We start from the raw sequence: 19,617 nt of genomic DNA on the forward strand, positions 1-19,617 counted from the left end.
ATCAACGCGGTAAGAACGGAGAGAACAATAAAAAATATAATTATGAGAAATTGGATCATCAGGTATGCGGTATTTATCATAGGCCTGTATTTTCTGACACTGGGTGTGGTATTGATAATTCGTTCATCGCTGGGGACATCTCCCATTTCAAGCTTTTCCTATGTCCTGAGCCTCAACACTCCGCTTACTCTCGGAATGGCCACTTTCATTCTCAACATGCTGCTCATAGCCGGACAGTTCTGGTTTCTCCGTGGCATCGGAACACGCCGTGACTATATGGAGATCATGATGCAGATCCCCTTCTCTCTGCTTTTCTCAGCCTTTCTTGATATCAACATGTATCTTTTCCGTGACATGACTCCTGAGTCATATGCCGGCGCACTTGCTTTTCTCGCCGCGGGCTGTCTCATCCAGGCCTTCGGTGTGGAGCTGGAGATAAAACCCAATGTAGTGGCCATGAGCGGTGAAGGTTTCGTGAAATACGCCGCCCGCCGTTTCGGCAAAGACTTTGGCCGCGTTAAAGTCATGGTCGATGTCGGCCTGGTGCTTATTGCCGTTGTGACCTCGCTTGCCATGACTCATTCCATCATCGGTGTGCGCGAGGGCACTCTCGTTGCAGCCCTGGGTGTCGGTCTGCTTGTAAGTTTCATCAACACTCGTCTGATAAGCCACATTCCCGTCCACCGCATACTTAGACGGTGAGAATCATCCATCATACTATCTCCTACATATTCCGAACGAAAAAATGTTTCATCCTCTTGACAATCTGAGCGGCTATGAAGTGATCCTCGCCAGCGGATCTCCCCGCCGCAGGGAGCTTCTGGAAATGCTCGACGTTAATTTCCGTGTCGACACATCCCATCCGGTCGACGAGATCGTCCCTGACGGCACTCCCGCTGAAGAAGTTCCGGTTTATCTATCGCGTCTTAAAGCCTCGGCCTATCCCTTGGCTCCCGGCGAAAAGAAAGTGGTCATTACGGCCGACACTGTGGTCATCCTTGATGGCAAGGTGCTTGGAAAGCCTGAGGATGAGGCTGACGCCTGCCGGATGATAACTCTTATGCAGGGGCGTGAACAGAAAGTGGTCACAGGTGTGACCGTGCGCACTCCTGACCTTTGCCAGACATTTTCTGCCGAGTCAGTCGTGGACTTCGCACCTCTGGCAGCCGATGAGATAGCCTACTATGTGGCGAAATACAAGCCTTTCGACAAAGCCGGAGCCTATGGCATCCAGGAATGGATCGGCGCCGCCGGAATCAAGGGCATTTCAGGCAGTTTCTACAATGTGATGGGCCTCCCTGTGCAGCGTCTCTACTCTGTGCTGAAAGTCATTGTTTAGGTAATCTGTAACGACCTACTGAATGTAGTCAGTCATTGCTCATTGAGCCGGCTCCCCGATCTCGGTCAGAGTCAGAGCGAAACCGTCTGACGGAGGCAGTAGAATGGTAGAGCCTTCGAGGTCAGCTTCATCAGCCCTGTGCCGCCACGCAAGCAGAGCCGGAGTCTGCAGCGACAGCTTTTCTCCAATTTTCATTGCGGCCACCCCCATTGTCATGCGCAGATTCATTTCCACGCAGGGCATCAGTTTCATCTCCCCATTCTCGCGATAGACCATCATGTCAATGCCGAGCCATCCCTCATAGCTGCCGCCTGCAAGTCGGCTCAGTATCTCCTCTTCGCGACTGATGGTATCAGCCAGCATCTCTGCAGGCAGGTATCCGCAGATAATTTCGTGGAGGCGGCTCTGCGGAGCCACAATGTTTCCGCTGTACATGCCTCTTGATTCAGCCTTGAATACAGACCATCCCTTGAAACACACCCGACCGCCTTCTGCATGGAAAAGCGCCGCGAAATCAAGCTCTTTGTCAAGCCCGCGCTCCACCATCACGCTCCCCTGACGGTTTATTATACCTGCAGCCCGCTTGTAGAGCGCCTTTTCGTCAAGCGAACGTGCGCAGAACACACCACGCCCGCTCCCTGACCACGGCGACTTGATGAAACATCCGGGCGAAAGCCTCTCTGCCTCGACCACAGCCTCTGGATCTGTAGCCTCTGTCGGAACCGGACAGTCTCCCCCAAGCCCTTCTATGATTTCTATTGTCATGCGCCGGTGGCTGAGCAGGCGCAGCCTGCCTATCATCTCGTCTGACGGCAGTGTTTCCGGCCTGACCCCTGCCACGGTGAACTGCCGTTTGGCATCGGCGCTCCACCCCCAGGGAGCGGGAGTGGCTTTCACAGGCTGCCCGGTAAAAATATTGCCGTGAAGGCCGAACCTCTCTTTCAGCTGTCCGGCATCAGCCGCCAGTCCTTCCGGGGCGATGACCAGATCATCCTCCCCGGCCCACCACAGAGGCAGCAGAGCACCCGCCCGGTGGATGGCGGCTGCGTGGGGCGGGGGAGTATAGTTGCGGCATCCCAGTCCGAGTGCGAGATCGTTTTCAGGATTGAAAAGATGGAGTTTCACAGATGGCGTTTTAGATGATTTGACAATTTTTAGCAGTGCAAATTTACTCAATATTGTTGTTAAAATGAAAGACCTTATAAAAACACACCTCTATGGCCAATACTCCGATCGATCCCGACCTGCGCCCGCGTTCTGCCGGTGAACTGATAAAAGGCAACCTGCTGATCATGTTGTCAACAATATTTTTCGGTGTCAACATCCCTGTTGCCAAGCTTCTGATACCCGAATGGATGTCATCGGTCGATCTTACCCTTTTCAGGCTTGGAGGGGGCTGCATACTGATGTGGCTCGCCTCGTTGTTTGTGAAGACCGAGCGCATCTCGCGTCATGACTACCTGCGCATATTCCTCGGCGGCGCCCTCGGCCTGTTCTGCTTCATGTATCTATTCAACATGTCGCTGCGCTACGGCGACCCGATCGACATTTCAATCATCATGACCTTCCCGCCGGTGTTCGTCATACTGATCGGAATCCTGTTTCAGCACCGCAGGGCTACTCTGCTTGAAATCGGCGGCGTCATCGTGGCCTTTGCCGGAGCCGTAATAGTCATAGCCTCGAATCATGGCAACGGGCATGGCTCCGACAGACTGCTCGGCGATCTTCTCGCTTTCGCCTCAACTCTCTGCTATGCTTTCTATCTCGTAATCCTCGAACGCCCCATGCAGACCTATCGTCCGGTCTCCATGCTCCGCTGGGTTTTCCTGATGTCATGTATTCCGGCTTTGTTCCTGCTTCCGTCATTGCCCCATGCCGCAATATTCTATTCCTCCTCATGGTTGCCCTGGGTCTGCATCACTTTCGTGCTGCTCTGCCCCACATTCCTGTCCTACTTCCTGATCAATCCCGCCGAGAAGCTCATTGGCAGTGAGCTGGTCTCGATGTATCAGTATTTCCTCCCGGTCGTGGCTACAATCGCCTCGGTGATAATGAAAGTGGCCACAATCCGTTGGTTCCAGATTGTGGCCATGTTGCTTATAATCGCCGGAATGGTGATGACTGAACTTGCTAAACGCCGTCAGCGCCTCCGCTCAGGCTCCTGCAAGCCGTAAGATTTCAAAAAATCAGATTTTCATCTTCTTGGCGATGCTCTTTGGAATAGCCTCGCGGTTCACGAGAATGTCAAGAGTCTTTGCAAGGAAGTAAGGTTCTGACACGTAGAAGAAACCGTCATAAACGTGGTTGGTATCCCAGGAGTTCTTCACCTTGTAGTATTTGTTGCCTTCCTGGTCAACGGCCTTTCCCACTATCACCATGCCGTGGTCATCGGTAGTCTCCTGCTTGTCAAACATTTCCTGACGGAGTTCCTGGGTCACTGTGATTTCCTCGCGCGGACCGGAGATCTTGTTGCTTTCCTTCTCCCGGTCTCTGTCGCTGAGTTTCACCCAGCGGGCGAGTTCGGTGCCGTTCATGTCTTTCTCGGTCTTCTTTTTGGGGATCACAGCGTAGCCGTCGGTCCAGTTGAAGCCGGGTTCGCTGACGTCAGCGGCCCAAGCTACGGAGTAGCCGTTGTCAAGAGCGTTGTCAACTATGGCCTTCATCTCTTCCATAGGCACATTGTGATATTTCTCCCAGAGCCAGTTGTCGGCCACTTCGATAGCGAATGACTGATAGAACGGATGGTGGGTGAAAGAGGTCACGGGGATATAGTCGGCGGCGTTGATGCCGAGTGACTGAGCGAAGCTCTGCGGAGTGTAGGTCTTGCCTTCATACTCGAATGTTTCGGGCAGTTCGCCGAAATATGCGTCGAGCGCACCCTTGAATGCCTTTTTCCATACAGGCGACTTGGTTTTGGCGCTGTTCACGGAATTGACCATCGAGGTGAGCACCGAGCTGAGTTCGGCGTGCTCGTGCTTCTCGGTGCCGTATTGCAGACCGGTGTATGCTTCTTCAGGCACAAGACCGTAATTGACCATCACATAAGGCACATCGAGAGTGCTGCCGCCCTGGGCGAAGTTGATGGTGCCGTTCATGCGGATATACTTGTCAGCCTTGTCATTGTAGCAGTGGCGCACAATGAACATCTCGCTGAGATCCACTTCCTTGCCTGTCTTGCGGAGGATTTCGTCCTCAAGGAAAGAGATTCCGGAGAAACTCCAGCAGGTTCCTGACTTGTTCTGGTCTTTGACCGGAGTGGTCTTGACTAACTTCACATCGGTGAATTTGAAGCCGCCGACGGTGTCGTTTTTCGCCTTGCTTTCATCTGCGAAAGCACCGAAAGCGAGCGAGAGAGCTACTGTGCCTAAAATGTATTTTTTCATGTGTATCCGGTAGTTGGTATTACTGAATTACGTTGTTGGGATGTGATGAATGATTGATGCAAAGTTATGATAAAATTATGTCATATCAAGAAATTTAAAGAAAAAGTTGTAACTTTGCGTTCGTGTTTTACAAAAAAGTCAATTTACTTATAAAGTTTATGAACAGGACACCCCTTAGATTCATCATATTTTTTCTGGCTCTTCTCGGAGCGTTCGGTGCATCGGCCCAGTTCCGCTGGGGTCCTACCGTCGGAGTCAATTTCAACAGTTTCAAGTTCAAGCAGAAAATCCTGACCGTTGATCAGGGCTTTGGAGAATCTGCCGGTATCAACGGCGAAATGATGTTTCCGGGCATCGGCTTCGGCATTGACCTCGGCCTGCGCTATGAACAGTTGGGAGCCTCGCTCAATATGGGCGATTTTCCTATGTGGGAAGACTCTTATGGCAAGGAACGCATCTATATCCACAACATCCAGATCCCCTTCCATCTGAAATTCAAATACACCCGCTTTCAGGGATTCGAGGACTATCTGGCTCCTTTCGTCTTTGGCGGACCGACCTTTGACATCCAGGTGGCATACGGCAAATGTGACGCCATGAAATTCTCCGGCGGAGACCTCGGTCTGACAGCCGGTGTCGGAGCCGAAATCCTGAAAAACTGGCAGCTCTCAGCCTCCTACACATGGGGCATGACTTATGCGCTGAAGGCAAAAGTCCTAACAGACTACAGCGCCAAAAATCGCACCTGGGACATACGCGTCACCTACTTCTTCTGATCTCCGACCGGTAAAGCATACTGCTTTTCTCCCATAAAAGTTCTTAAAATATTTCGCACCCTGACGAATGTCGCGACATTCGTCAGGGTGCGTTGCATTTTGGTAATTTCAATCAGAGGTGCTGAGAATCTGGCTGACAGACAGCTATGCCTCGGACTGGCCGGATAACATAGCCGGCCGGATCACTTTTTCTTTCCGAACTTCGGCGTTATGCCGATGAAAAATTCGAAGTTGATGCCGGGCATAGGGCGCGAAAGCACCGAAAGATAGTCTTCGTTGAAAAGATTGTTGACTGCAAGTTTCAGCGACAGATCGATAGGCTTGAACGACAGCCCTTTTTCGAGAGAGATATTGCTCATGAAATACTCAGGAAGATGTCCGGTGAGGGTATAGTCGTTGCTCGACATGGTGAACCGCTCGGAATACCAGCACCATTTATAAAGAAATCCCCACGAACGCCATGACAGCCGCCCCGTCAGCGATGCCGAATGCTTCGGCACGTATGGCAGCTGCTTGCCAACCGACTGGTCGGCAGGTGACATCTTTTCTCCCTCATTGATCGACGGGGTCCACGAATATGACCCGTTCAGATCGAGAAACCATCCCTTGAACGGCTGAACGCCGAGATTGCCGGTGACCTCAACGCCATAGGCATGCACCTCCTTGACATTGCGGGGTGAGAAAAATCCCTTGGTGGTCGGCAGCCATATTATCCAATCGTCGATACGAGAGTCAAACCAGGTGACACTTCCGCTCAGGCTGTAGACTTCCTTCTTGCCTATCTCGAAGCTTGCGCCAAGATCATAGGTGAAACCGTGCTCATTGCGCAGGTCAGGATTGCCACCCGGCAGGAAATAGAGGTCGTTGAGTGTCGGGACGCGGTAGTTGCGTGAAATGGAGGCCTTGAGAGTGACGTTGCCTTCAGGCAGCACAACCCCGTCAATGAAAAATGCCGGAATCAGAGGCGACCAGTCGGTGCCGAACATCTCTTCGCGCACCACCACTGACATGCCGAGCCGGTCAATGGGCTGCCATTTGGCTGAGGCTGATCCCGAAAGCTCTATGCGCCCTTTGTCATAGCCTACTATCGCCTTGTCGCCGTCCTGGAGTATTATGTTTCTGTCCTGGCTGCGCACAAAGTGCTGGTGAGCCGAGAGATTGGCGGTGAAAAACCATTTGCGGCTCGGAGTGTATTCACCCTCCGCCTGCCCGTAGATGGTGTTGATCTTGCTGCGTGAGCGGGTCATCGAGGCCCAGTTGCCCTCGGAGACTTCCCGCCGGTAGTCATAGGCCATCCATGTGTGGATATAGCCCCCTTTCAGGCCGGCTTTCCATTTGGAGCGGGTGTGGTCCCATGACAGCACACTGCGGAATGTCTGTTCCCGCTGGCGGTTTTCAAAGTCTGCCTCGTTGCCGTAGTCGGTGGTCAGCATCGGCAGTTCGCGGTTCGAGTCGATATACCACGCATTCAGCCCCAGACGGTCGCCTTTGAGCGTATTGTAGTAGATCTCCTGCAGAATGTGGGTGTCTCTGAACGCTCCGCTGCGGTTGCGCTCCTTAGGGTGATACTGGCCTATTATGTTGTGGTCATCGTCATAGATATTGACCTTTTTGTCGTGGTTGATATATTTGTAGTCGTTTGGCGACGAGGAGTGGACGGCGCGGGTCGACACGTGCCATTTGTCGCTTCCGTAGGTCAGACGGGCGAATTCATCGAAGGTGCTGAACGAACCGATGCCCTGGACATACTGCACGTTGAAGCCCTCAGGTGTGTCAGGCTCGGTGGCCAGTTTCACCAGTCCGCCCAGACCGCCGCCGGTTTCGTTGACCGACGATGTGCCGTGGAGCAGCGATGCCTGGTCTATGAAATAGGAGGGTATGGTCGAGAAGTCGGTCATGCCGAGCATCGGATTGTTGATGCGCATACCGTTCCATGTCACCTGTGTATGGCTCGGAGAGGTGCCTCTGAACGCCACCGTCGAAAGGGTGGCGCGGCCGTAGCTTTTGACGAATATTGAGGAGTTGAACGCAAGAATGTCGGCCATCGAAAGGGCTATGTTCTCTTTGAGCATGGCGCTGTCGAATGTGGTCTTGGTCACGCCGATCTCTTTCATAGGACGTTTGGCTCTGACCACCACCTCGCCGAGCTTATAGGAACGCTGCGCGAAACCGGGCATGATTCCGGCGAGCAGCAGAAACAATATCAGAATTTTTTTCATAGATGCAATCCGGTAAGTAACTGTCATTTCCAGCAGAAGGCACCCGGTGTTATGCCTACATAGAATTCATCGATAAGCTCACCCTGCGGACTGTAGCGGTAGATCATTCCTTGTTGCTGATAGTCTATTGCATCCGCCACATAGACTTCGCCGTTGAAGGGATTGACTGTAAGTCCGTAGTATTTTGTGTCGCGGTATTCCAGAAACGGTCTCACCGGCAGACGGTCTGCGGTGACATCCATCCTCCAGATGTCATTGTTGATCCAGTAGAGCGTATCGCCGGTGCCGTTGAGCTGCACCTCCGAAGGCCAGTCGCCGAATTTGAACTTGAACTGCTTCTCGATGGTGAAAGTCGCGGCGTCGATGCGGTAGAGCGACGGTGCCTCATGGCCGTAGGGGCTGCCTTCATAGCCGCCGTCAGTCACGGTCCACATCTTGTCATATCTGTCAAGCACCAGTGATGTAGGCTGGATGCCTACGGTCAGCTGGTCGACCACCTGATCAGTTTCGGTGTCGATCTTTATGATGCGGTTCTGGTAGCTCCAGCAGTTGCAGTACACATATTTGCCGTACTGCACCATCTGTTCGGTCGATCCGCTTTCCATAGTCATGTCAGGCACCGTGATATAGCCGGTGATTTCATATGTCTTCGGGTTGACGATGAAGATACGGTTGTCCCACAGCTGTGTGACATAGGCCTTCTCATCGCTCAGAAAGTGGATATAGCGCGGTGATGTCAGATTCTCTATGCGCCCGATCTCCTTGAATGTGTTGAGGTCTATGGCGAAGATGACGTGAGAGTTGTTGACCACTATCCACCCCTTGTTGTCATAGATGCTCATCGACTGGGCCACATCGCCGAGTTTCATGCCGTTGGCTCTGAAAAACACCTCGTTCTGCACAGTGTTTGTGGCCGGATCGTAGTAGCTCAGAGTGGCGTTGCCGTACTGGAAATTCCCTTCGTTGGTTATGAAAAGGCCCGATCCGGTGACATCGAAGTCTTCCGTTTCGCCGTAGTCCCACTCCATACACCCGCCCAGGGTCAGAGAGGAGAGGATCAGAATGAATATTGAGAATGGTTTCAGCATTGATTTCACTGCTTCTTGATCTTTATTTGTCATGCGTGCGTTTAAGCGCCGCAAAATTACTTCTTTTATGCGAGAACGCCAACTGCCTGCGGTGCGGATGATCGGAGGTCCCGCCGGGCTGACGGATGATGCAAGGGAATCTTTTTTGTCTGGTTGGTTTCAGGCCAGAGTATCCTGAAAGCCTCAGACGGCGGGAACACTGTCATTCCCTTGCGTCCGTCAGCCCGGCAGGGCCTGCCGGTCGGCAGAAAAAAGAGTAAAGTTTGGAGTTATGGTCTAATGGTTCAGGCTTCTGTCATGCCTACTGAGGCATCAGCGAGAGGTCCTGGAAATTAAACACTTCGGTAGAGACTTCACCGAGCCATCCGGATTTGGAATTGACTCCGGTCTGCACCTTTATGAAGTCGATATACTGGAGATTTATATGCGTCAGGTCCGGATACATCGCGTTTTCGATCAGGAATCCGTTGCGCTGTCCTTCGCCGCCTGAGCCGTTCGGGCCGCCGAGGTCGTCACTGCCTTTGTTGTCGGCATAACCCCAGCCGAATGCGCTGTTGTCCCAGAAACCGGAACTTGGGTCCTGAGAGGTCCGGGCTGCCAGGCAGGTGCCGTGGAGCGTATATGAATCAGCTTCAATCCAGGCCGGATAGTAGTAGTCCTGACGGTGGAAGGCGCTTAGATAGTCCACACAGCCGTCGCCACCGTAGTTGTCGGTCCACTGCACATTCATCTTCGGCCCGGCAGGGCGGTAATAGGTCACTGCATAGTCCTGACGTGTGCCGGCGTTTCCGGTCTCCGATCCGCGCAGTTCATACCATTCATCATCGGGAAGTCCGTTGCCGTTGACATCCTGCATGACATAGATCACACCGGGCTCGTTGGAGCCTCCTGATCCGGTTGTAGCGTTGAAAAACGCATTACCCATGACGGCGAAATCAAACTGCCCGTCTCTCCTGCTGATACTGTGGTCGAAACCGACTATTATATAGCCTCCGAACCCTCCTAGAGAGACAAAGGCTTTCTTGGCAAGTCGCTCCGAGGCCCACGCGTTTGCCTGGGCAAGTGTTGTCTCATTGCCGGTCATTCCTCCGGTTGAAGTCTCGCCTATGAACTGGCCAGGAGCCGGAACCCATTCAAACACCTTGGTGCTCTCGGCCGAACTTCCGGCTGAAGCTCTGCGGCAGCGCTGCGCCTCTGTGGCATCCACGCAGACCACTTTGACCGATGCGCTTGCCGTCTCGTCGACCGTCAGGCTGACAATATATTCGCCCGGCGCATCGGGGGTGAAGGGGAAGGTCCGCGCAGTGCATTCGCTTGCCACTCCGTCAACCGTCCATGAGAATTTCCGGGCCGCAAGATTTTCGATTAGCGGACTCAGAAACACGGGGCGTCCGGCAAACGTGTAGCGTGTGGTTGATGTCTGGAAATATGACGGTGTAGGGAATGATAGGCTGTAAGGCAACTTGTCGGTCACACAGATGCTGATCTCCACCGAATCTTCGCCATCGGCGTTCCACGCTCTGACTGTCAGCTTGTAGTCACCCGTCTCCCCGGCTTGGAAGCGGTAGTCCATATCCGAGCCGACTTCCACACCGTCGAGTGTCCAGCTGATCTTGAAATCCGTTCTGTCACTATTGCTGATCTCCGGGCGGAACACATATTCCGATCCCACGGCGAGCGTCAGAGAGTTGCCTGCAAGAGGAAGTGAAATTATCGGAGCGGCCGGATCGACCACGTCCACTCTCAGGTCTTCGCTGGAACTCCCGGCCTTGTTGCTCACGGTGACGGTCACGTAATATTCGCCCGTCTCGGTCCACTGCCGGGTGAATTCCGCAGTGGTCGCGGCCTCGGTGCCGTCTACAGTCCAGAGATACGAGGCACCCTCGGCATTGCGGTAGGCCGGAGCTATCGTCAGTTCGTCGCCCGCATTCACCGTATAGATTCCGCTCTCGCTGTCAAGGATGATCTGCGGTTTCGCCGCGTTGTCATTCTCGATCACCTCGTCGCGGTTGCAGGAAAAGAGCATAGCCCCCGCCAGAAGTATAGCGGCGGCTGTGCCCGTTCTTTCTATCATTCTGTTCATATTATTTTATTCTTCGAAGCGTACTGCCACGTCGTCATAGGCGAAATAGGCAGGCTGGCTGAAGCCATAGCCGTTGTCCGATGATCCGGTCACGTTGAACTCAACTTTAGCCACTTTGCCTAACTCGGAAAGGTCCCAGCGGGTCCAGTCGCGGACAATGTTGTCAGGCCCGTTACACATATAGAACTTGCTTTCGCCTGCCTTGCTGCCGTCGGCTGCATATCCTGTAGCTACGATCTGCACCCAGTCGTCAGGACCGATCTTGGCGGTGAGGCCGTTGCCGGAGATATAGCAGTTCATGGCATATGTGGAGTTCATTACCCACATATGATCTATGATGCGGGCTTTGCCGTCGGCAAACTCAATGGCCGGGAGTCCCTCGTTCATATTGAACTGCGAGCCGTCAAGATATCCGTAGTGCATGGCGAAGTTGCTTGAACCGTTGTGGCCTCCGGCACCGTAGACTGAGAGCTGGTGTGAGAAATCGCCGTGGCTCAGATCGGTGTCGGCATAATTCGAGATGGCGTGGCCGCCGCTCCAGTAGCAGTACATGCTGAAAGCCGGCGGCATGGAGTGGCGCAGTTCGGTGTTGTTCTGGTCATACCAGCTGTATGGATCGTCCATGCCATAGCCGCCAGAGCCGTAGAGCAGCTCGCCTCCATACTGCTTGCTGTCTATGAGGTCGCTCCAAGTCGAGATTGTCTTGTTGCAGTATGGGAGTGTGAAAGAGTTGAAGTGCGCGTCTGCGTCCTCGAAAGTCAGGAAGCGCAGTTCGTAGGTCGACACCTCGATCGCTGCCTCTGCCTCGATTTCGTCTTCAGACATGGTCGAGATTACGATTTTGCCTTTGCAGGTGACGTCGCGCTCTTCGTCAGAAGGGGCGGTGACGGTCAGAGTGCCGTCAGAGTAGTCAGCCGTCCAGCCGGTCGGAGCCGAGATGGTGATTTGGGCGATGTTGCTGGCATCCACGCTGTAGGTCTTGCTTTCGCCACGGTTGAAATCCTGGACTCCTTCGCAGCCGGTGATGACAAATTCCGGAACCAGGGGTTCGGGTGCGTCTTTGTCGTCAGAGCAGCTGGTCATCGGAAGCATACAGGCCAGTGCGACGATGCACGGCAGGTAGAAAAACTTTGTAGTCATGTTATCATTTATTGGTTAAAAATGCCGAAAAGAAAAATCCGCGTCTTTTCTGCGGTTTTGCGCGCGAAAAGATGCGGATAGGATGATGCAATTGATTACATTGTTTTTCTCTTTCCTGCCTTCGGCTCTGATCATGGTGCCGTGTTCTGACTCCCTGCCTTGTAGCCGCCGATGGTTGCTGAAAGAGTGGATTCCTGTCTGTAAATTCCCGCAGACGCAAAATTCATATGTCAGGAAAATGGCAGGTCTTCTGACTTGTTCCGGCCTGTCTGCGCCTTCTCGTCCTCCCTCGGAGCCTTTCAGCTCTGTCAGGTGTGGGGCAATGGCTTTTGCAGCAGATCTTTCCATCCGGGTTGAATGGAGTGGAACTTACAGCAGCGGGTACTGTTCCGGATTTGCACCGGATTCCCTTTTGTGCTCGTTGTCTGCGTGACTCTTCACGTCCGAGCAACCATTTTCGCCGACAAAGGTAACGAATTTCGTCAACTTTGCAAAATTATTTGACAAAGGGCCGCATTTTCATGCAGCCCTCTGTCAAATATACTCGGATTGTCAGTCGAAGTAATCAGTCAAAGACTCCTTCCATCGAGGTGTCTTCGGCATTGTTGTCGGCATCCACTTCCTCGTCATAATAGCCGTAGAACTCTTTTTCACAGAGATCCACTCCGGCCGGGAAGTCGAAGCGGGCGCTCTGACTGTAGTTCAGGCTCTTGTCGGCATAGACTTTTTTCATGAAGCGGCCATAGATCGGGAGGGCCATAGCGGCACCCTGGCCGTAGGCCATAGTGTTGAAGTGGATGAAGCGTTCCTCGCCGCCGACCCAGGTGCCGGCCACAAGCTGCGGGGTGAAGCCCATGAACCAGCCGTCGGCATTGTAGTTGGTAGTTCCGGTCTTGCCTCCCATTTCGGCGGTCAGTCCGTAGCGTGAGCGCACTCGGTGGGCTGTTCCTTCGTTGACCACATTGAGGAGCATCGAGAGTATGCGGTAATAGGCTTTCTCGCTGATCACTTCAGTGTGGCGCGGAGAGAATTCCGAAATTATATTGCCGTTGTTGTCGGCTATGGCGGTCACAAACATCGGGTCGACTCTCATGCCGTTGTTGGCAAAGGCCGAGTAGGCGGTGACCATTTCCTTGACCGAGACATCGGCCGGACCGAGACAGAGCGACATCACCGGAGGCAGGTCGGCAGTGATACCGAAATTGTGCATTGTTCTGACGAGCGATGGGGGAGAGAGCTGAGAGATCAGGCGTGCCGAAATCCAGTTGTTGGAGTTGGTGAGCGCCCAGCGGAGATTGACCATCTCGCCGACGCGCGCCGATCCGGCGTTTCGCGGAGCCCAGACGCGGCCGCTTTCGTCAGTGATCACCGGCTGGGTGTTGGAAAATTCATCGCAGGGGGTGAAACCTTCTTCCATCGCATAGGTGTAGAGGAAGGGCTTGACGGTAGAACCGATCTGGCGGCGTCCGGTCGACACCATGTCATACTGGAAGTAGCCGAAATCAGGACCTCCCACATATGCTTTGATGTGGCCGTTGAGCGGATCCATTGCCATGAATCCGGTGCGCAGGAACATCTTCTGGTAGAGCACTGAGTCGAGCGGTGTCATCACCGTGTCAACAGAACCGTGATAGGTGAACACCTTCATTTCGCGGGCCGTGTTGAACGCCCGGTCTATCTCCTCGCGCGAGGCGCCGGCCTTTACCATTGTGCGGTAGCGGTCGGTGTTTTTCATAGCGTTGCGGATCAGGTGGTTGCGGCGTATTTCCGACAGCTCGGCGCGGTCAGAGGTGTAAGGCGCTCCGCGTGTCCCGCGCTTTTCGCGGAAGAATGCCGGCTGGAGGTAGCCGCCGAGGTGTTCGGCCACAGCCTCTTCGGCATAAGCCTGCATGCGGGTATCGATTGTGGTGTAGATTTTCAGACCGTCTGTATAGATGTCATATTTCGAGCCGTCAGGCTTGGGATTTTTCTCGATCCAGCCGAAAAGCGGATTGGTTTCCCAGGCAATCGAGTCATCTACGTATTTCTGGGTTTCCCATGATCGGTAGTTCTGCCGTTCGGGCTTGTGGGCGCGCAGCATGCGGCGGAGTTCTTCGCGGAAATAGGGCGCGATTCCGTCTTTGGCATCCACGCGGTTGAAGTCGAGGGTCAGCGGGAGCGCCGACAGAGAGTCAAGCTCGGCTTTGGTGATCTTGCCGGCTTTTTCCATCTGTGCCAGAACCACGTTGCGGCGCTGCCGGGTGCGCTCGTTCTGCCTCACGGGGTTGTAATACGATGGATTTTTCACCATACCTACCAGTGTGGCGGCTTCTTCTATCTTAAGATCCTTAGGGGCCTTGCCGAAGTAGACGTGTGCGGCTGATTTGATGCCCACAGCGTTGTAAAGGAAGTCAAACTGATTGAGATACATCTTGATGATCTCCTCCTTCGAATAGTAGCGTTCGAGTTTGACGGCGATCATCCATTCGATGGGTTTCTGCATGGCGCGCGACAGGAATCCGCTGCTTGACGGCGAGTAGAGCTGCTTGGCAAGCTGCTGGGTCAGAGTCGATCCGCCGCCTGCGTTCTTGTTGCCCATGAGCACGGTTTTGAACAGGACTCGTCCCAGGCCTCGCATGTCGATGCCCGAATGTTCCTCGAAGCGCACGTCTTCAGTCGAGATAAGCGCATTGATTACGTGTGGCGACACCTCGTCGAAGTCGGCATAGACGCGGTTGCCGGTGCCTACGAAATAGCGCCCGATCTCTTTGCCGTCAGCCGAGTAAAGCACCGAGGCAAAGCGGTCAGTCGGATTTTTGAGCTCTTCAACGGGAGGCATATAACCGATCACTCCGTTGTAGACAAGGAAGAGGAAGAAAAAGACTCCGATAACGCCGAGTGCGAAGACAGTCCAAAGCGTGGCTATCAGTCCGCGGTGGCTTTTAGCTTTCTTGCCCTTGCCGGTTTCTGATCCGGTTTCAGCTTTCTTTTTGTGGAGAGTATTCTGGTCAGTCTGTTGCATGGCGATTTTGTAGAGGGGCGGGAAGATCCCGATGACTGGTTGTTGAGTGTATATATTAAGATATGTACGCGCGCGTAAGAGAATCCGGCTCTTGCTTGACTTCGCTGTACTTCAGTCTGCAAAATTAATAATAATTCGGCGAAATGCAAAGCCGCTTTTCAGCCTCTTCAGCCATCACTGCCCGCAGGCCGTCAGATATTTTTACACCGGCAGCATAAAAATCGAGGCTGGCTCCTTGATTCCCGTTCCCTCCGACGTGCTCTAAGTCACAATTTAATATGAGGGGGGGAGCAAAAATCACGCACAGCAAAGTCAAATAATCAAATCAGTTCACAAAAGTTGGTATGAACTGGATACCGAGAACGGCTGCGATGCGGAAGAAGCTCGACAGTTGAATGTCGGCTTTGCCGTTCTCGACGCGGGCGATGTAGCTCTGCTCGCGACCGAGTTTTTCGGCGAGCTGCTTCTGTGTGAGGTTGAGTTCCTTGCGACGTTCACGGAGCATATTACCATAGAACCACGCTAGAGATTCCTCGTTGAATTGCTCGCGCGAGGGAGTGCCGGGTGCGCCATATTTCTCATCAAGCATTGAGTTGGCGGTTGAGAGTTTGGCTAACTTTTCGGGGTTTATCTGTCTCATAATTCCAGGTTGTTTAATATCGAGAGTGCAATCTCGACTTGTTTACGATAGTCTCTGTTGTCTTTCTTTAGAAAGGCATTGAGCAATATTACGCTCTTTGCTTCTATCAAGTTATCGTGGTCGATAGCAAAGAGGACAGTCCGATACTCGTTAGTGCCGACCGACACTCTCATTTCGTAGAGGTCGGTGTTTTCAAGATGCTTTATAAATTTGGTGGGTACGTTATAAATCGTTGAAATTACGTTTGTAACGTAGTCAAATTTAGTTTGCGTCTTGGGCAGTAACGAGCTATAAAACGTCTCAAATTCAGGCGTTTTATATACGATGCGGACATATTGCCCGGTGCGTTCTTCAGAACTCATGGCGCAAAGATAACTAATTAGTAATAATTAGACAAATGAAATGAGCGGAAAGTTCACGGGGAGCGAATTATACTACCGCACCGCAGGCCGTCAGGCTTTCGGCTGTTCAGGGTTTGAAATAGCCGCCCGGAGCAGGGTCTGTGACCTCTACCGGAGATGCCGACATGGCCGAGAGCATCTGAGAGAGTGTGGCGGCGGCATCGGCGCGCGCCTGGCGCACATAGCCTTTGGCGTAGATTTTCCGTCGGAAGTTGTCGATGACCTTGCGCTTGATGTCGTTTTCTTCGGCGGTAGTGAATTTTGTCGAGCCGAGAAGTTTTTCGTTCCAGGTATCTATCACTTCATATGATCCCGGCTGTGTCGATTCGTGGATTTCGACTGTTTCCGGCGGCAGTATGACCACTATGGTGTCGCCCTTCATCCGTGTGGCGGCGCTGTCGAGGTCAAAGGATATGAAGCCGCTGAGAGTGGTGCAGGCAAAAATATGGCGGGTTCCGATGTGGGCTTTTATGGGCACGTCTTCAATAAATTCGACTGTGCATAGCTCCATTGCTGGCTTTATTTCGGTGACAAGGGCCTGCTGTATCTTGTGGGTCGAGGCCTCAGGGGAGTTTTTGAATCGGATGGCGAGAAAAATTACGGTGGCTGTGAGCGCCAGAAGTACGGTCCAGCGCAGTATGCTGAGTAGTTTCATAATATCAGTGTCTGTCAGTCTTTTGATGAGTGGCTAAAAGATTGAACCTAAAATTGTTTCTGAAATATCTAATCTTTGAAACGGATGCTGACATCTATGCCCTGGCTCCGGCCCCATTGGGTGAAGTAGGTCACGGCCTTGGTTTTGGCAAGTTCGGTCAGACGTGAGGTGAACGCCGGGTTCTGTCTGACCTCTTCTTTGAGCAGACGGTTCATTTCTTCTTTCAGCGCTGCGCGTTCGTCTGCATTGATTTCGGAGCGCAGTCCGGTGACTCGATAGTGCTCTTCGCGTATCTCGGCATCGCGGCCTGTGAATTCGATTTCGATGGCCGGAAGTGTGAGCTGCATGCTTTTGCCGTCGGCGCTAAGGCTGATGTCGGCCGGCGTGAGTTTTTCAAGATCAATGTAGGCGCGCAGATATGTGTCATATGAATAGGCGGCTTTGCGTGATCCGGGTTTGATGGCGGCAAGCAGTGCTGAGGCGGTCTGTTTCAGGCCTTGGGCTTCGCTCAGCCGGATGTCATCTATGGAGGCCATCTTTGAGAGAGTCATGCGGCCTACAACGAGTTTCTTTACTGCACGGAGTTCTGAATAGTAGGTGCGGTCCGGATCTGACGGTTTCTCGCGGCAGCTGCTGAGGCTTGTGGCAAGAAGGGCCGACAGGAGCATTAAAGTCAGTGTTATTCGGGCTTTAATCATTTTGCTTGGTACTTCAGTGTGTGTCTGTAATTAAGATCGGGTTGTATAAAGGTCCCGCATCAGTGTGCACACCGGGCACACTGATGCGGGGACCGGTTTGGGGGTGCTTATTCCACGCGGCGGGCACCGTCGGAGATTACTACGTCGTAGATCTTCGGCTGGTGGCCGTAGCGGGCGTTGAATTTTTCAGTGACTGTGGCAATGAAGTTGTCATAGATGCCGTCGGCCACGAGGTTGATGGTGCAGCCTCCGAAGCCGCCTCCCATGATCCGGGAGCCGGTCACTCCACATTCTTTTGCTATATCGTTGAGATAGTCGAGTTCCTCGCATGAAACTTCATAGTCTTTCGAGAGGCCGTGGTGGGTGGCATACATGAGTTTGCCCACGGTCTCGATGTCGCTGCGGTTGAGGGCTTCGCAGACGTCGAGCACTCGCTCCTTTTCTTCGATGACGAATTTTGCGCGCATGTAGTCTTCGGCCGAGATGTCGGCCTTGACAGCATCAAGCATCTCCATGTCGGCGTCGCGGAGGGTGTCGATGCCCAGACGGCGGGCCACGTTCTCGCATGACTGGCGTCGCTTGTTGTAGGGTGAGTCAACGAGCTCATGCTTGACCACTGAGTCGACAAGCACCAGGCGGTAGCCGTCGAGTTTGAAGGGGAAATATTCGAATTCGAGCGAACGGCAGTCGAGGCGGATCAGGCAGTCTTTCTTGCCGAACACCGAAGCGAACTGGTCCATGATGCCGCAGTTGACACCGCAGTAGTTGTGTTCGGTCGACTGGCCGATCTTGGCGAGTTCGAATTTGTCGATAGTGTTGCCGTTGAAGAGGTCGTTGAGTGCGAATGCGAAGCATGATTCAAGTGCTGCTGACGATGAGAGGCCTGCGCCGAGGGGCACGTTTCCCGCAAACACCGCGTCGAAGCCTTTGACCGAACCGCCGCGCTTGATGGTCTCGCGGCATACGCCGAACACGTAGCGGGCCCACTGCTGCGAGGGGGCATCGGCTTCGTTGAGTCCGAACGATGCTGACTCATCGAGGTCTATCGAGTAGAGGTTGACCTTGTCGGTGCCGTTGGGGCGGATGTCGGCCATGATGGCTTTGTCGATGGCTCCGGGGAATACGAAGCCGCCGTTGTAGTCAGTGTGCTCGCCGATGAGGTTGATGCGTCCGGCTGAGGCATAGAGAGAGCCTTCGCCTCCGAAATGCGATGCGAAAGCCTCGCTGACTTTGGTTTTGAGTTCCATGATGGTGTTGAATGTGTATTGGGTTTGTGAGAGATTTTTGATCAGAACATTTTGTCCGGATAGATGCCTTCGGCGTGGAGCTGGGCGAATTTCTCGACCACTCCGGGACGGTCGGCGGCATAGGTTACGCCAAACCAGCGCGAGTCTGTGTCAAGCACTTTGACGGTGGCTTCGCCTGAATGGATGAGAGTGTCGATCACGAGCGGAATGAAGAATTCGGCCTTCGGAGTGTTGAGATCCTTGTCAAGGAAGGTGCGGAATTCGCGCTCGGAGTAGTCGAAATAGTCGGGTGTGAAGCCCCAGAGGTTCATTGACACGGGGGTCATCGGGTCGAGGGTCTGCTCGATGCCGTTTTCGTCAGTGAAGACGATGTCGCCGTTGGGGGCGTAGGAGATGGCGGTGCGTTCTACCACTCCGGTCAGATTGCCGTCAGCGCCTTTGGAGCATACGCCGCGGGCCACGGAGCCGTTTTCTGTCATGGTGTTGCCTACGCGGAAGCCTACCATCGAGTAGTCGCCCTTGCGGTCGCGGGGACGCATGAGGTCTTCGGCCATCACGCGGAAGGCGTCGCGACCGTAGAAGTCATCGGCATTGATCACGGCAAAAGGTTCGCTGATGACCTCGCTGCCCATCATCACGGCGTGGTTTGTACCCCAGGGTTTGGTACGGTCAGCCGGACATACATAGCCTTCGGGAAGCTTGTCTGTTGCCTGGAATACCACTTCGACCGGAATGTGGCCTTCATATTTTGAGAGAATCTTATCGCGGAAATCTTTTTCGAAATCTTTACGGATTACAAAGACAACTTTGCCGAAGCCGGCCTGGATCGCGTCATAGATTGAGTAGTCCATGATGGTCTGGCCCTGGGGGCCGAGCGGATCAAGCTGTTTGAGACCGCCGTAGCGGCTGCCCATGCCGGCAGCAAGTACAAAAAGGGTTGGTTTCAT

17 protein-coding genes and 1 riboswitch are annotated in these 19,617 nt (G+C 53.5%); of the genes, 4 read left to right on the forward strand and 13 right to left on the reverse strand.

Annotation, left to right across the window (positions count from 1 at the left end):
- Nucleotides 1-42 precede the first annotated feature (42 nt).
- Nucleotides 43-702, forward strand: a complete 660-nt coding sequence (locus tag FDZ78_RS10465; RefSeq protein ID WP_369699870.1) for a YitT family protein — start codon at nucleotides 43-45, stop codon at nucleotides 700-702.
- A gap of 43 nt (nucleotides 703-745) precedes the next feature.
- Entirely contained in the window at nucleotides 746-1,339 is a 594-nt protein-coding gene (locus tag FDZ78_RS10470) for a Maf family nucleotide pyrophosphatase (RefSeq protein WP_136408512.1), read from the forward strand.
- A gap of 39 nt (nucleotides 1,340-1,378) precedes the next feature.
- Here FDZ78_RS10470 and FDZ78_RS10475 read toward each other — a convergent pair whose 3' ends face one another.
- Nucleotides 1,379-2,464, reverse strand: a complete 1,086-nt coding sequence (locus FDZ78_RS10475) for a hypothetical protein (RefSeq protein ID WP_137426199.1) — start codon at nucleotides 2,462-2,464, stop codon at nucleotides 1,379-1,381.
- Nucleotides 2,465-2,556: 92 nt separating this feature from the next.
- On the opposite strand from FDZ78_RS10475, the gene FDZ78_RS10480 reads away from it, so the two are divergent.
- On the forward strand, nucleotides 2,557-3,513 hold the full coding sequence (locus FDZ78_RS10480; protein WP_136408515.1) for a DMT family transporter: 957 nt from the start codon (nucleotides 2,557-2,559) through the stop codon (nucleotides 3,511-3,513).
- 12 nt (nucleotides 3,514-3,525) lie between these two features.
- Here the strand turns inward: FDZ78_RS10480 and FDZ78_RS10485 are convergent, their stop codons facing one another.
- On the reverse strand, nucleotides 3,526-4,722 hold the full coding sequence (locus FDZ78_RS10485) for an aminopeptidase C (RefSeq protein ID WP_136408516.1): 1,197 nt from the start codon (nucleotides 4,720-4,722) through the stop codon (nucleotides 3,526-3,528).
- Between the two features lie 158 nt (nucleotides 4,723-4,880).
- On the opposite strand from FDZ78_RS10485, the gene FDZ78_RS10490 reads away from it, so the two are divergent.
- Nucleotides 4,881-5,498 carry an outer membrane beta-barrel protein gene (locus tag FDZ78_RS10490; RefSeq protein ID WP_136408517.1) on the forward strand — a complete coding sequence of 206 codons (618 nt, stop codon included), beginning with the start codon at nucleotides 4,881-4,883 and terminating at the stop codon, nucleotides 5,496-5,498.
- Nucleotides 5,499-5,680: 182 nt separating this feature from the next.
- On the opposite strand, the gene FDZ78_RS10495 is transcribed toward FDZ78_RS10490, so the two are convergent.
- The 11 genes from FDZ78_RS10495 to FDZ78_RS10545 form a co-directional block, all read right to left on the reverse strand.
- On the reverse strand, nucleotides 5,681-7,675 hold the full coding sequence (locus FDZ78_RS10495) for a TonB-dependent receptor (protein WP_370291902.1): 1,995 nt from the start codon (nucleotides 7,673-7,675) through the stop codon (nucleotides 5,681-5,683).
- A gap of 65 nt (nucleotides 7,676-7,740) precedes the next feature.
- Nucleotides 7,741-8,805 carry a glutaminyl-peptide cyclotransferase gene (locus FDZ78_RS10500; protein ID WP_240740398.1) on the reverse strand — a complete coding sequence of 355 codons (1,065 nt, stop codon included), beginning with the start codon at nucleotides 8,803-8,805 and terminating at the stop codon, nucleotides 7,741-7,743.
- A gap of 301 nt (nucleotides 8,806-9,106) precedes the next feature.
- Nucleotides 9,107-10,879, reverse strand: coding sequence for a PKD-like domain-containing protein (locus FDZ78_RS10505; protein WP_240740384.1), 1,773 nt, complete (start codon nucleotides 10,877-10,879; stop codon nucleotides 9,107-9,109).
- A gap of 15 nt (nucleotides 10,880-10,894) precedes the next feature.
- Entirely contained in the window at nucleotides 10,895-12,028 is a 1,134-nt protein-coding gene (locus FDZ78_RS10510; protein ID WP_136408520.1) for a DUF4465 domain-containing protein, read from the reverse strand.
- Between the two features lie 222 nt (nucleotides 12,029-12,250).
- Nucleotides 12,251-12,499, reverse strand: a riboswitch (cobalamin riboswitch).
- 94 nt (nucleotides 12,500-12,593) lie between these two features.
- Nucleotides 12,594-15,029: a transglycosylase domain-containing protein gene (locus FDZ78_RS10515; RefSeq protein ID WP_123611100.1), complete on the reverse strand. Its 2,436-nt coding sequence runs from the start codon at nucleotides 15,027-15,029 to the stop codon at nucleotides 12,594-12,596.
- A 325-nt stretch (nucleotides 15,030-15,354) separates the two neighbouring features.
- Nucleotides 15,355-15,669 (reverse strand): helix-turn-helix domain-containing protein, encoded by a 315-nt coding sequence (locus tag FDZ78_RS10520; protein ID WP_107031976.1) that lies wholly within the window; start codon nucleotides 15,667-15,669, stop codon nucleotides 15,355-15,357.
- A complete protein-coding gene (locus FDZ78_RS10525; RefSeq protein WP_124075763.1) occupies nucleotides 15,666-16,031 on the reverse strand; it encodes a type II toxin-antitoxin system RelE/ParE family toxin in 366 nt (121 codons plus the stop codon). The genes FDZ78_RS10520 and FDZ78_RS10525 overlap by 4 nt, the downstream gene beginning before the upstream one ends.
- A gap of 106 nt (nucleotides 16,032-16,137) precedes the next feature.
- Nucleotides 16,138-16,725 (reverse strand): DUF4230 domain-containing protein, encoded by a 588-nt coding sequence (locus FDZ78_RS10530; RefSeq protein ID WP_136408521.1) that lies wholly within the window; start codon nucleotides 16,723-16,725, stop codon nucleotides 16,138-16,140.
- 68 nt (nucleotides 16,726-16,793) lie between these two features.
- On the reverse strand, nucleotides 16,794-17,423 hold the full coding sequence (locus FDZ78_RS10535) for a DUF4230 domain-containing protein (protein ID WP_124075761.1): 630 nt from the start codon (nucleotides 17,421-17,423) through the stop codon (nucleotides 16,794-16,796).
- 107 nt (nucleotides 17,424-17,530) lie between these two features.
- The gene (gene galK, locus FDZ78_RS10540) at nucleotides 17,531-18,670 is read right to left on the reverse strand and encodes a galactokinase (RefSeq protein WP_124075760.1); all 1,140 of its coding nucleotides are present in this window, start codon (nucleotides 18,668-18,670) and stop codon (nucleotides 17,531-17,533) included.
- Nucleotides 18,671-18,711: 41 nt separating this feature from the next.
- Entirely contained in the window at nucleotides 18,712-19,617 is a 906-nt protein-coding gene (locus FDZ78_RS10545) for a sugar phosphate nucleotidyltransferase (RefSeq protein ID WP_124075759.1), read from the reverse strand.

It is taken from the genome of Duncaniella sp. B8, assembly GCF_005304985.1.
In the GTDB taxonomy this organism is placed as follows: Bacteria; Bacteroidota; Bacteroidia; order Bacteroidales; family Muribaculaceae; genus Duncaniella; species Duncaniella muris.

What these genes read in the sequence shown, in the direction of transcription:
- FDZ78_RS10520 (WP_107031976.1), bottom strand. Translation starts at nt 15,669, where the DNA reads ATGAGACAGATAAACCCCGAAAAGTTAGCCAAACTCTCAACCGCCAAC.
- FDZ78_RS10465 (WP_369699870.1), top strand. Translation starts at nt 43, where the DNA reads ATGAGAAATTGGATCATCAGGTATGCGGTATTTATCATAGGCCTGTAT.
- FDZ78_RS10480 (WP_136408515.1), top strand. Translation starts at nt 2,557, where the DNA reads ATGGCCAATACTCCGATCGATCCCGACCTGCGCCCGCGTTCTGCCGGT.
- FDZ78_RS10535 (WP_124075761.1), bottom strand. Translation starts at nt 17,423, where the DNA reads ATGATTAAAGCCCGAATAACACTGACTTTAATGCTCCTGTCGGCCCTT.
- FDZ78_RS10545 (WP_124075759.1), bottom strand. Translation starts at nt 19,617, where the DNA reads ATGAAACCAACCCTTTTTGTACTTGCTGCCGGCATGGGCAGCCGCTAC.
- FDZ78_RS10510 (WP_136408520.1), bottom strand. Translation starts at nt 12,028, where the DNA reads ATGACTACAAAGTTTTTCTACCTGCCGTGCATCGTCGCACTGGCCTGT.
- FDZ78_RS10530 (WP_136408521.1), bottom strand. Translation starts at nt 16,725, where the DNA reads ATGAAACTACTCAGCATACTGCGCTGGACCGTACTTCTGGCGCTCACA.
- FDZ78_RS10505 (WP_240740384.1), bottom strand. Translation starts at nt 10,879, where the DNA reads ATGATAGAAAGAACGGGCACAGCCGCCGCTATACTTCTGGCGGGGGCT.
- FDZ78_RS10500 (WP_240740398.1), bottom strand. Translation starts at nt 8,805, where the DNA reads ATGCTGAAACCATTCTCAATATTCATTCTGATCCTCTCCTCTCTGACC.
- FDZ78_RS10495 (WP_370291902.1), bottom strand. Translation starts at nt 7,675, where the DNA reads ATGCCCGGTTTCGCGCAGCGTTCCTATAAGCTCGGCGAGGTGGTGGTC.
- FDZ78_RS10470 (WP_136408512.1), top strand. Translation starts at nt 746, where the DNA reads ATGTTTCATCCTCTTGACAATCTGAGCGGCTATGAAGTGATCCTCGCC.
- FDZ78_RS10490 (WP_136408517.1), top strand. Translation starts at nt 4,881, where the DNA reads ATGAACAGGACACCCCTTAGATTCATCATATTTTTTCTGGCTCTTCTC.
- FDZ78_RS10485 (WP_136408516.1), bottom strand. Translation starts at nt 4,722, where the DNA reads ATGAAAAAATACATTTTAGGCACAGTAGCTCTCTCGCTCGCTTTCGGT.
- galK (WP_124075760.1), bottom strand. Translation starts at nt 18,670, where the DNA reads ATGGAACTCAAAACCAAAGTCAGCGAGGCTTTCGCATCGCATTTCGGA.
- FDZ78_RS10525 (WP_124075763.1), bottom strand. Translation starts at nt 16,031, where the DNA reads ATGAGTTCTGAAGAACGCACCGGGCAATATGTCCGCATCGTATATAAA.
- FDZ78_RS10515 (WP_123611100.1), bottom strand. Translation starts at nt 15,029, where the DNA reads ATGCAACAGACTGACCAGAATACTCTCCACAAAAAGAAAGCTGAAACC.